This window comes from Stieleria marina (assembly GCA_007741555.1).
GTDB lineage: Bacteria > Planctomycetota > Planctomycetia > Pirellulales > Pirellulaceae > K23-9.
Window position 1 is genome coordinate 5,505,331 of the sequence record CP036526.1, and the last position, 12,946, is coordinate 5,518,276.

Below are 12,946 nucleotides of genomic sequence, written 5' to 3' on the forward strand. Positions count from 1 at the left end.
AACGTTGACGATATCGTTCTGAGCAACAATTTCGTCGCGTCTGATGCATGGGGCTTTTCTAACGACAATTTCGATTGTTAAGAGCAAGCATGTTTACGGCTTGCGGGTGGCATGACGCAGGGTTCAGACTTCGGGCGATACAAACACAATCGCTTCTTGGAACAGACTTTGGCGGACATCTGAAATTTGATGGCTCTACGTACGTCTGTCCAAAGTTGGAGCGAGTCAAATGCCATTCGAAGGCCAAACGTCAATCCTGCTGATCGAAGACGACTCACTGGACGCCGAAATTGTGCAACGCGCCTTTCGCGATGCTGAAACAAAAATCGTCTTGAACTGGGCGACCACGCTCCAAGGCGGCATCGAGCAACTTCTTTCCAACAACTTCGATGTGATTCTTTCGGATCTAGGACTGCCCGACAGCAACGAGGATGATACCATTCCTCGACTCCGTCGGCATGCGGCCTACACGCCCATCGTTGTGCTAACCGGATCGACCGGCGCGAAGCTGTCGGAAAAGCTGCTTGCAGACGGTGCCGATGAATACTTGGTCAAAGATGAAATCACGCCAGCAGGTCTAAAACGAGCGATCGAGAACTCGGTTCGACGTCACGAAAAGAATTCTCAGGTCCACATCCTGCTAGCCGAAGTCAAAGCACAGAGCCAAGCGTTGAAGGAGAAGAACGCCAAGCTTGCCAAGCTGTACGACCAGGCACACGAATTCGTCGACAATGTCTCCCACGAATTCCGAACACCGCTGACCGTGGTTAAGGAATACATCTCGCTGGTTCGCGAAGGACTTGCTGGACCGGTGAATCCAAAACAACAGAAGATGCTCAGCGTTGCCGAAGATCGGGCTGACGATCTGAACACGATGGTGGACGACATGCTGGACATCAGCAAACTGGAAGCCGGTATGCTGGGCGCCTGGCGTAAGAACTGCGTGATGGACGACATCGCTCATCGCGTGCGCAATTCATTAACTCGCAAATCACGAATCAAAGATGTTTCGCTTTGCTGGGAGCTTCCCAATGGGCTTCCCGAAGTCTACTGCGACGCTGAAAAAGTGGGACGCGTGATCACAAACCTGGCCACCAATGCCATCAAGTTTTGCGGCAATCCGGGCATCGTAAAAATCGGCGCACGAGCCGACTTCAAAAAGAAGGAAATGATCGTTTGGATCCACGACAATGGCCCCGGCATCCCTCCTGATAAAGTCACCGAGATTTTCTCTCGCTTCAAGCAGCTTGGACAAAGTGTTCGGTCCAGCACCAAGGGGTTTGGCCTTGGACTGAATATCGCCAAGGCACTTGTCTCGCTGAACTTTGGCGAGATGGATGTCACCAGCGAAGTGGGCTCGGGGAGCGTATTTACATTCACGATCCCGTTCGCTGATCCAGTCGAAGTCATGCATCGCTATATCGATAACATTGACCAGATCAACCGCGATGCAGGGCAAGCGGATGGCAAAGTGTCGCTTGTTTACGCGAGTATTCCGGACCAAACCGGAGATTCAGTTGCCAACGAACTGGACGCGTTCTTGAACTACTGCCTACGACGAAACGACGTTCTATTCCGACTGTCCCCCAGTCGGTGGGCAATTGCTTTGCCTGAAACTCACGATTTGGTCGGGCTTTTCATAAAGCGTGTTCAGACGGAACGTGTCAGTGTCAATCGGAACCGGCCGCATGGCCCGTTGCCAAAGATCGACCTTCGCATCGACGGAACCTGGGAGACCACGGATCAGCGAAACGACCTGATCGATGCACTACAGATTTACATCGAAAGGAATTCTGTTGCCCATGCCTAAACGCATTCTCTTGATCGACGACGATCACGACATTCTCAAGGCAACTGCAATGCGGCTCGGCAGTGTAGGCTACGACACCGTCTCTAATTCGAACGGTGCAATGGGCCTGAAAATTGCAAAGTCATGCATCCCCGATGCCATCGTTTTGGATCTCAGGATGCCAGGCATGACGGGGCTGGATGTTCTTCGCGAACTGAAATCGTCTAGCGAAGCCGCTGCCATTCCGATCGTGGTTGTTTCAGCAAGCTTGATTGACCAACAGGCAGCACTCGACGGCGGTGCAAACTACTTTGTAAAAAAACCGTACAACGGCGCACAGCTCATTGAAGTAATCGACGCGGCGATTCACGAAAGCGATAGCGGAGCCAACTCTGTAATCCCGTCATTTGTGTTGTGATCAGCGAATTGACTGCATCGATCGAAAACTATTGATGAAGTCGCTTCGCAAACGGGGACTATCGATTAACGATTGGCGAAACGCCTTTTCCATTTCGACATGTAAGAATCCATGCGATCCAAGGCTACGCAAATGTCTGGCCTGGCTATTCAAAGTGCCCCCCAGAACATCGATTTCACTGGGAAACAACAACACGTGTCCGGCACCCAATTCCGTCTTTAAATTGGCCGTGGCGCGGACTATGTGGCGACGGGGAAATTTGGTTCCATCACTGACAATCAGCTTCACCGACGAAGCACGAGAGTCCAAGTCGTTCTTCCGAGCATCGAAACCGTGGAGCTGCAGTATTTTTGCCTGTCGATTGCAGTTCACGATGGCAGCGGAAAATGCATTGATAAAGTTTTCCTCGCAATGTGCCAAGTCGACCTGACGTCGATGAACCGTGTTCCAAGCGGCCGCAGAAACTGAATGCTCTTCAAACAGCGTTCGTGCGATTATGCCAGAGCCTTGGTCATAAAAACGATGGGGCGCCTGCAAGACCAAGTCTGACGTGAATCCCAGCCGTACTGCGTAGATTCCCCGCCCGGTCCGCCGACTTGGCAACTCAGAAATCACCAACACGTCGTCGTTACATTGATGCAATTGCCAACCGGCACTTTTCCAAGACGAAAACAGCATGGAATCGATCACGTTCGACCGCAGCGTGCGTGCAAACAAACGCTCGAAAGTGCCCAGCTCGGAAACAGTGGGAGCTCGAAACTTGGCATCGCCGATGGAGTGTTTCAACAACTGCCGTAAATCTCCGACCGGAATGGAACGGTGCTGTTCGCCAGCCTGCGATTGTCGCAGCGGCAGGTGCTCCGCGTGCTCCATGCGGCTCGCGTCTTCCGGTTCTGGCTGCATTTCTAAACGTGCGGCCACAGGCGTAACCGGGACGATTTGATCCTGCGGCAGTGGCTGGCTTTGGAATTGCAGCACAAGCACGACGATTCCGCCAAGCAAGCATCCATAGACAAGATTTTTAGTTCCCATCACCAACTCCTGCCGAGGCATCGATTCGCACAGTTCGACCAGGGCGTTGGCCAGCCACCACTTGGTAAAGCAGGGCGTAGCCTTCTTGTCCCTCGTCCATTCGCTTGACCCGAATTTGATACGTGCCTGGTGGCAGATCGCTGTCCAATCGGATGAAACAACGATACCCCACGTCGACTTGATCAGCGTGTCCAAGTAACACGGAATCGTGACCTTGCTGAGCCCGCAGATCGTACTCTTTTCGACGCACAGTCCACGTCGGTAACATGACATCACTTGCCGCAGAAGGCCCAACGCGGTCAATGTCGACTTGGATGCGACAGCGTTCTTCGTCCGTTGACGATCGGAACAGCTGTAGGGTTACCAGCTCATCTTCGTGAGAAGACTTTGTGTATTGAAAATCCAACAGGCTTCGGCTCAGACGTTGGGCAGTGCGACGGACAAACGTCCTGACCTTTGCAACTGATTTGCCGACCAGGAACAGGCGACAAGAATGTTCTGTTTCGACTTTGATGGTCCCGCTTCGTCCAAGATCGACTGTGTCCAACAAAATTTCTCCTCTGGCCGAACGCAAAGTCTGTTCGTTTACGATACGCCCATTGATTTCGACAGACACACGTCCCGGTGCTTCTTCGCTTACAAATGCAATTTTAGTATCGATCAATTCCGGAAAGGCAACATCGGCATGATCAGCGAAGTGATGAATTGCGCCGGACTTGATTTCGTAATAAACCGATCCGACGGCTGATTCTCGGACGACGTCCGCATCAAGCGCCCCCGACCCTCGTGGGACAAGCATCGGGCGGGCAATCCAATTTCCATTGGGAACGAATCCTTCCCATTCGTATCGTCCCGCCAATATTTCTTCGTTTGGTTGGGCCGGTCGAGTTTGTGCCTGCACAATAAACGAACGATTCTCTTGGATCATCGATTCGTGATCGCTCGGATTCATCCCGTACCAAGTCTGCCGAGTCGACTCCGTCCGATTAAAAGCGTGATAGTCTTCTGGAATCTGCACCGTACTTCGTAAATTGGCGGGGCGAACGTAGGCACTTACCAACAGCCGACAATCTGGCGAACTAATACGAACGGCCGTCACGTCCGCAGGCACCGCCATGAACCACTCGTTGGGATCCGAAATCAACTCTCGTTGACCTGCAACTGTAAATCGATCGTAGGCTGATGGAGTCGGCACGATAGTGAAGTGGCCCTGATTAGCAACCGATCCGTCTTCTCGTAAAAACTGCCAATTGGCCGTGCAACGGGACGCTTCGATCGCTGAACCAACCTTTCCACCAATCGTTTCACCTAAGTTAGAGAAGAGACGAGCATACGGGTATCGCACGACGACCCGCATTGGAGTGGGCTGATCATCTAGGTGAGTCACGCCGTACTGAATACTTCGCGTGTCCGACAGAAACGTCCTGACGAAGTTCATCTCGGGTGTAATTTCAACCTCAACACCAGTCGAGTCAGATTGCGGCAGGTCATCCGACGGCACAAACGCGCGGACGACGACCGGAGCATCCGTGCTCACCTGAATCAATCCGCCATCCACGTCCACAAACAACTCGCTTGTCTTTGCTGCATCCGTGCCAAGTCTGACGTGATGGAAGCTCTCGTTGCGGTCGGCCACATCCGCGCCTGTCCACAATACAGTCGCCGAAGCAGTGCGTTGTTCATGCGGTGTGCCCACCCAACGAAGTTCCAAACGCACCTTCTTGGAGACTTCCGGCACAGGAATCGTCCCAAGCCATTGCGAGTCGATGAACAGACCTGCCGGTAACTGATCACCACGAACTTGCTGGTCGTCGATGTCCCCAATAAAAAACAGATAGCGTTTTTCGAAATCGCTGATCACCGGCGCCGATTTCCATTGCCAACGCAACAGATTGTTTCGCTCGCCGATCGTCAGCAAGTCATGGTCATAGACGCAAAATCGGCTCAGACCCTCGCGACGACTGGTCGACATTCGATTCCATGTCGTTCGCTGATCGTAGTCTTCCCGCTCGCTTCGCACCAAAACTCTCGCGACGACTTCTTGAATCTTAGGATCGGCTTGGGCCACACGCACTCGCATCAGCGCGACGCGTTCTGCGTCTTGGTTGATTGGCAATTGCATCGCGCGCGTCTGAGTCGCTACACGAGAGCTTTTACCGAAGAAAATCGGATAGATCGGCTCCCCTGACGTGACATCGATCAACTGGTGAACTTGCGAACGAAAGTGATAGGTGGACTGTTTAAGAACCTTCCGCGTCGAATCGAGCAATTCATAGTCAACGGAGTATCGCCACCCCGTACGAGGGTTGTCCAAATCATGATCGGGTGCATCGTTGGAATCCAACGCAACGTTGGTCAGCAGACGCAACCCGTTGGCTTCGCTTTGGATCTGGAACTCCACCCACTGGTCGGTCGATAGGATAATTGACGATTCACGATTTGCATCTTCCCGATTGATCTCGACTGATGCAAACGAATAGTCCTGAATCGTCTGATTCGCCTTGCCACTGACAAAAATCACCAGCATCATCACGATCGCAATGCAGCAAACATCTCGATATCTCATAACGCACCTCGCAGTACCAAATCGACGGAGGCTTTTGGTTCGATAACCGCGGGTCTGGCTCGCAATCTTTCTCCGCCCGCCTTGCCTACTTCAACAGGAAACAACCAGAGCGTCCGTGACTTTGCAAATGAAAGCACGTCGCTATGACGGTAGGTGTCAATTTGGTGCTGATGATCGCCAAAGGCTCCCGTCAAATTCAAGATGCAAGGAAAATCGCTTTCGCAATGACGCATCACTAAAAATGCTTGTCCAGAAACACCGTCGACGACTCTTAAGAATCGCCACTGCGGATGGTGTTTCGCCAGCTTGAACAATTGGACCACATCATTTGTTTTCGCGTAGGTGACTAGTTTGGAACGCAGTGTGTCGGGCAAGTGAGCTCCGGAAATCGGATCACCATCATTGAAACCAAGCCCCTGCAGATAGCTGACCAATTTTTCCTGCACGCTGGGGATCCCGCTCGCTTCAAACTGAGCCGTCAGCGCGTAGTTGTCGGTTTGCTCACGAAACTTACTTCGCAGCGACGGTGACAGCCAAAGGCTAAGCACTTCTTTATTCTGCGACACCTGAACCGAAGTCGCTTGCATCAGAATCCCCAGTTCGTAGCCAGCAGTCTCCTTTCCACCATCAACAAAGGCGATGCTCAACCGGTCATCGCGGAGTTGCCTGAGTAGCTGATCTTTCAAAGGGCTCAGTTCGGCCAAGCTCCTGGCACCGTCATCCGTAGCGACAACCACATCCGCTTGCACGGGTGCTTGAATCGCCCGAGCCTGCGAGATCAAAAACGGACGATCACCGACTTGACGTAGGAGAACATGTCGAACCAAGTTGAACAGATTCACGCGGTTGGCGGCTTTGGAAATATCAGCGCTGCCATCCAGATTGGCTCTTGGATGGGCACCGGCGACCAACATCGCTGCGCCGCGAGGGCGTTCGAATAGATTCACACCAAAATCAAACGACCGACGTTCAAACAAGGGACGTGGCACTTCAACGGCAAACGCATCGGACAACCCGGGACGAAAGACAAACGTGCCCCAGCCCTTTGCATCGACTGTCGGAAGTTCCGAAACCGCTACGAAGGTCGCTTCGTTCTCTTCATCGACGATCAAAGTCACTACATAATTTTGGCTCGCAGCAGCATCGTTGATCGAAACCAATTCATCAGCAACCGCTTCTGTTAACCAAGGCAAGCGTGGTGATTCTGTCGCACCGACATCCGATCGTGGTAGCGTGCCTGCTTCGGCAGGCAACTTCCCAAGCAACGCAATCAATGGCGAGAACACTTCTTGATCCATAAACAACATTTCTTCGACCCGCGCGGGAATGTAGGCGTCTGTGCCCTGCAGAACTAACCGCTTCTTGATCCCGACCAACCAGTCGTTCAGCGACAGTTCAACAGTTTGGAAATTTGCCAGAGCCCCATCGCGTTTCGGTTCGTTCACTCCAAGCTGTGCGATCAGTCGGCGACGATCATTTCGATTCAGTATCAATTCGACATGGTCGCCGCGACTCCAGTCACGCAACAAGTTGTCCGTTGGACTCGCGTTCCAACGCACGTCCAGGGTTCCCGTCAGATCCTTCAACTTTGCCAGTGACATATCACCGGGAATTGCGCCACGTACGTAAACACGAGAATCGGTTGACAGGAGTTGTTCGGATAGAATTTCACTTGGTCGCGATTCCGCATTCTCCGCGGCACGTAACTGCCTAAATATTGACGTCGTGTAGCCTCGAACTTGTACAGTCGCGCCCTCCTGAAACGATTGCCGAAACACGTTGAACATCGTCGCTGGTTCCGCAATCACATCGGCTTCCCCGCCAAAATTCACATGACGTGAAGTCCCCGCGACGGCCAAGGTTCGGCTCGGAAAATTCTGAAACAGGCTCACTCCCGATTCCAACGTCCCCCATTCGCCCAGCGGCGTTGGCACCTGGAAACGGTTGCCCTCGGTTGAACCGAGATCGACAACGTACACTCCCCAGCCATTTGCGGGCGACTTTTCACGAAGATACAAGTAGCGATTCTGGATCAACGAACCGTAGTAGTTGATTTGCTGAAGCATGGGTGCCAATGAATCGAGGACTCCAGGGCGAAGCGGAGTCTGCAACTGAGCCATTTTGTCCAAGACGCGTCTGAATTTGGCGAGTTCGCTTTGTGTAGGTGCGACATAACTATCGCGTCGTCGCTTTTGGTAGAGCAGCGTTTTCTCCGACCGAATGACTTGATGCAGAGGAAGGTCAATGCGATCAATTTGAATTTGTGTTGATTCGGCAGATACACTTTGCGGAACAGTCGAAAACGAAAATGCAATTCGCGGGCCACAGAAAAATGCAAATCCAATGAAGCTACCAATAACGGCGCCCAACATGGAAACTTTGGCGGTACCAAATAACATGGCAACCGCTTTTTGTTTGTCATTGATTTTGATCGCCATCAGTGTCGACAGCAAATATCCAAAGCCGAAGGCGTCTGTCGGATTGAAGGTCGGATAGAACCGAGCTAACAGATGGCACATCAAGAGCCGGTAGACGAAGCAAATGGTAAAGAAGAACAGAATCTTTCGACTGCCCTGAATCGTCATTTTGCGAAACACACTTAGTCGCATCAGATAGGTGCCGACGACGCATAACAGAATGCATTCGACTCCCGAAATCAGGATTTTGCTAGGGTCATGCCACAGCAGTCCCAGCAGTGCCGGAATCAAAATCCCATTGAAATCCCAGGCGTATCGAAGGTTCATCCACGACGCAACATAAGCCGTCGTCAAAACAATGATGTACGCCTTGGGACTGGCCATCAACGAAGTCGTCAGATCGTCATACAGCAGATGAAAGGTACCAATATTGAAATTGGTGTACGGAACCAAAACCCATTGAATCACGATGTAGGTAATCACCACGCACGTCGCCAACGGCGGTAGCCCACGCATCATGCCAGGCTTCCAAAAATAGTTGGCAATCAGCGCGACGACGATCAGCCCGAAACTGTGCAAATTGTTGCGATAATCAAAATTGATTCCGTAGTCTTCCACCGCGATTCTGCCGACCGCCGGGAGCACAAAGCCGTCCAACACGGCACGAACGATGACGCTAACCAGCAGGATCACAAAAAACCGGTCGCGTCCAAACAAACTGCTCCAATAGGCTGCCCGCCGTGGGCCTTCGGATAAGAGCACCACTAAGAAATAGGTCAAAGCGGCTTCCAACACAATCACGCCACCGGTGATGGGGCGGGTAATCAGCAACGGCACGAGGTAGCCGGGGATCACCAATCCCGAAAGCGTCCAACCCAATCGCAAATTGAAAAACACCGACACGAATACCCCCACCCACACCGTCGTTGTAACGGTGATCGCTGTTGCGTCGAATGGGAAAAGGGGCAAGTTCATGCTAGGTGGAATCAATCACTGTCTACGAGTTGCTACTGGAACGTTAGTGGGAATGAACCGCTTTAGGCTCAGCGGAAAAATCTGACGATGGATTGGAAACAGCCTGATCGGAGGCCATCAATTCCAGCGAAATCGAAACTCGATAGAACGCATCACAATCGATCGAAAGCTTGGCACCCCATGCTGCTAGCCAACGATTCGATTCCCGAAGCCGATCCAGATGACGCTGCGTCAACAAAGCGTCTTCGCATGGAGCCAGCATCGCTCGCTCGCTTTCGGAGGTTCCGAATAAGCAGCGTTCGAGCTGGGTTGTTTCCAGCAGCGTTGACTGAGTGCTGAACCGATAGATCACGCTGTCCGCTGCCCGATCACATTCGATGATCAACTGAGTTTCTTCGTCACAGTCGCTGACCAGACATTCGACGATGGTGGAAAACACCTGTTCCAACAGAAATGGATTGGCGCTGGCAACGACTTGTTCGTCCGTGATTTTTTCGCTGACAGTGACGCCTGATTGCCGCATGTCGTCTTCGCCGGATCGTAGTGCCGCCGAAAGGACAGGCTTGGTATCGAGCAGAAAATGATCCGTGGGCGTATCGGTTAGATTATTACCTGTTGCAGCGCGGCATTCGTTGACGCTTCGCAGTACATCGCGTGCCATCGCCACGTAAGGGTCCGTCTGGGATCCACCGTCGCGTTTGACAATTTCCAAATCACCTGCGATCTGCAGCAAGAGTTCCATCTGTCGGTCGATCCGATCCGATTGCGCAGCCATGAACTGCCGCTGCCAATGATTGATCGCGTCAAAAATCTCTCCCGAAACAATTTCGATCGCAACGAAACGGGAATCGATGCCACGTTGATGATCTTGGTTACTAGCCGACAAAGGTCGTACGAAAAGAACACTTGACGAATCCGCGGCCGATTTTGAAGCCAGCACGATCTGTTCGGATCGATCTTCGATGATGCAACGCCGGAAAAGCTGACGGCATTCGTCTTCATCGCGATGCGTCAAACGTGCAAGGACTTCGACGCAGGAAGTGTCTTGGGCAGACACATCGCCACGTTGCATCAAAGCGACCATTTTTTCGTTCACTTTGACTAATTGTCCGAATACATCACCGATGGCAATCGCCGTTTCGGCTCCGTCAACCGCGCGGCCTAACATCTTCTGAAAACCACGGTGCTGCACTTCGTCTTTGATCAGCGCCGCTGCCATTGCTTGTTCGGGAAGCGTCCTGGAGGGCTGGTTGGACCTATCGGTGATTTCGCCCGCTTCGTCGCAGTCCTGGTCGCCGGCTAAGAATATTGCCATGTCTCCGGCATACCGCGCCAAGCAGCTTTCGAAATCACTCCAACGTTCCAAATCGGCATCGTCCATTTCGACCACCATGAAACCGATGACTTCGGAGAGCATCACCAGGGGAACCATGAACTCCCCAACGCCGCCGTTTTCTGGTTCAACCAGAAAACGGCGATCTTCGATTTGAGTGGGATAATTCTGATCGATGGCTTCGCGAAAAGGATAACGATGAACATCGCGCCGCTGTTCGCGAATCGCGTCCACGCCGCACCCACAAGTCTGTGAGACCTCCAAGTGTGTTGACCCAGGATCCAAACGCATCAGCACAGCACGTCGCGGGGCGAAAACTTCGACTAACGAATCAGCCATGGCTTTCCAACGGTCGTTGTCGATCCTCTGGAGTGTGATCCGTTCGTTCGTGCTGCGTAGCAAGCGCCAGTTGTCCACCAAGTCCTTCAACGCTCGAAAACGCAAATACAGTACGGACACAAACGACAACGCCACGGCAGCCAGCATCGCAGTTACGGGCATTCGTACCGACCATAGTGACAGACAAGTCCAACCCAGCAGGCATACCATCAGCTGAAACGCCAACCACGAACGGATCATCCATCGATTCGCTAGGTTGCGAAAGCAGTGCACGCAAACCATCGGCACGCAAAATATCACGCCCAGAATCCCAAGTTCACTGAGACTGACCAGATAGTTATCGTGCAAGAGTGTTTGCAAAAAGTTGGCGTGCAACTCCAGACGCGACATGCGATCGGCGCCCAGCGTCGTCGGTGTGACGAACCCCTGTTCATTGGTGGATTGCGGACCAATCATGACGATTCGGCCAGCAACCATCTCGGGGATGACCGCATCGTATAGCACGTCGTCGCTGCTGACATTCGCCAGTCCCGAAGCGCCGCCAAAAAATCGGACGCCTACCGGTCGACCGGGAATCAACCCAGCGTTTCGTTCGCCCAACACCTGTCTGGCAATCTGAGCTTCGATCGACCACTCCGTTTTGATTCCGCGGGATCCTTTGACGACACTTTGATGTTTGAACAAATGATTGCGGTAGACAGACTGCCCCTTTAAACACAAATCGAGGTAGCCACACGTGATCGACTCAGTTGCAGCGTTGTTTTGAGAGGAAGGATTCGATGCTCGCTGATAACCGACCACGATGTCTTCGGCGAAAGGCAACTGGTCCAATCGCTTTGCTTGACTGTGACTGACGGGGTGGACGATCGCAATTTTGGCTGGTCCGTCCTGCCCAATTCGACTGACGAGATTCAGCAATTGGTCGTCATTATCCAGCACCGACGGCGGAACGTAGACCAAGAGAGAGTCGTCTGGCGCATAGCTACGCGCCGCGAACGCGTTGGCAAGATCGCTTAAGCAATCGTCTGCATAACGCAGCAGTCCAAGCGAGTTCACCGTCCATACGGTCAACACGATTACGAGAGTCATAACGACTCCGTAGCGATCCGGTCGACGGTGAATGGGATTCATAACTTGTCTATGCAACGCGCAGCGAAAATTCAGGCCTGCAAAAAAGTAGCTCCCCGGGTAAACCACGCCGTCGATTCCCGGATCTACGAGGCACATGGTGCACAGGTGTTGCAAATTACCAACGAACGCGCCGGTCGTAGTGGTTGCGACATCCAGGTCACGATTGGGCGTAGGTCCGATCGGCGCGATTGCAACGATCTTGGCGGTGTATCCAACACCCTGCTCGGCCGCTCAGCACCAACGGTTTTCCCAAAGGACCTCTTTTCGGTGCTGGCAGCTAAGTAGAACGTTGATTGCCGCCCATTTATCAGATTTGGGCCAAGGCACGCGTCCTGCCACAGCCATCGCACGCAGCGAAACACGGTGTTTTTATGCCACGGACCAGACTTGTCCGCCCGTCTGCGATCTTGTTTGTGTCAGCGAGTGATTGGTTGCTCGCTCAAAACATTTACTTTCACGGAGGAGCCTCGTCATGGCCAAGTTTTACGTTCAGTGCGGACCCGTTCAAATCGTTTTGCAAGCCGACACCGTCGAAAAAGCAGCTCTGGCGGCTATCGACCACGCGTTGCAATCACACATTTGGATTTACGACGACCAAGACTTGACCGAGTCGGACTGCCAAGATCACTTGATGCTGGAAGCACTTCTGCATCTGGAACCCAGCATCCGTGTGAGCGAGCAAGGGTTTGATCGAAAAGACGCTTTGCACACGGGCACTCCGGAAATGATTCAGCACTGGCACCAACTGATGGTCGGCATGCGTCGACTGTTCGTGATCGCAGGATTAGAATCGCGAACGATGGCCGATGTCGCTAGCGACCAAGCACCAACCCCTGCCGTTGGTCCACAGCTGCCACGATAACCCTTTGTCGTCTCTAACCAGGATTTGGCAAACGGCATTAGCCAACGGCACTAAGATCAGCCAACGGGCGCTATGAATCGATCA

Annotated in this window: 7 protein-coding genes; 3 read left to right on the top strand and 4 right to left on the bottom strand. The window is 52.7% G+C overall.

The window, feature by feature from the left end; genetic code table 11:
* The first annotated feature begins 229 nt into the window (after positions 1 to 229).
* Positions 230 to 1,810 carry an ATP-binding response regulator gene (locus K239x_RS19545; protein ID WP_145419864.1) on the top strand — a complete coding sequence of 527 codons (1,581 nt, stop codon included), beginning with the start codon at positions 230 to 232 and terminating at the stop codon, positions 1,808 to 1,810.
* On the top strand, positions 1,803 to 2,207 hold the full coding sequence (locus K239x_RS19550) for a response regulator transcription factor (RefSeq protein WP_419189174.1): 405 nt from the start codon (positions 1,803 to 1,805) through the stop codon (positions 2,205 to 2,207). The genes K239x_RS19545 and K239x_RS19550 overlap by 8 nt, the downstream gene beginning before the upstream one ends.
* Here the strand turns inward: K239x_RS19550 and K239x_RS19555 are convergent, their stop codons facing one another.
* Genes K239x_RS19555 through K239x_RS19570 form a run of 4 tightly spaced genes read right to left on the bottom strand, consistent with a single transcriptional unit; the run spans position 2,208 to position 12,000 of the window.
* Positions 2,208 to 3,239: a hypothetical protein gene (locus K239x_RS19555; protein WP_145419866.1), complete on the bottom strand. Its 1,032-nt coding sequence runs from the start codon at positions 3,237 to 3,239 to the stop codon at positions 2,208 to 2,210. It lies immediately after the preceding gene.
* Positions 3,229 to 5,805 (bottom strand): hypothetical protein, encoded by a 2,577-nt coding sequence (locus tag K239x_RS19560; RefSeq protein WP_145419867.1) that lies wholly within the window; start codon positions 5,803 to 5,805, stop codon positions 3,229 to 3,231. Before K239x_RS19560 ends, K239x_RS19555 begins: the two co-directional genes overlap by 11 nt.
* Positions 5,802 to 9,197 (bottom strand): poly-gamma-glutamate biosynthesis protein PgsC/CapC, encoded by a 3,396-nt coding sequence (locus tag K239x_RS19565; protein WP_145419868.1) that lies wholly within the window; start codon positions 9,195 to 9,197, stop codon positions 5,802 to 5,804. Before K239x_RS19565 ends, K239x_RS19560 begins: the two co-directional genes overlap by 4 nt.
* 43 nt (positions 9,198 to 9,240) lie before the next feature.
* A complete protein-coding gene (locus K239x_RS19570) occupies positions 9,241 to 12,000 on the bottom strand; it encodes a CHASE2 domain-containing protein (protein WP_419189175.1) in 2,760 nt (919 codons plus the stop codon).
* Positions 12,001 to 12,472: 472 nt separating this feature from the next.
* Here K239x_RS19570 and K239x_RS19575 point away from each other — a divergent pair, with 472 nt between their 5' ends.
* On the top strand, positions 12,473 to 12,862 hold the full coding sequence (locus K239x_RS19575; RefSeq protein WP_145419870.1) for a hypothetical protein: 390 nt from the start codon (positions 12,473 to 12,475) through the stop codon (positions 12,860 to 12,862).
* Positions 12,863 to 12,946: the final 84 nt, after the last annotated feature.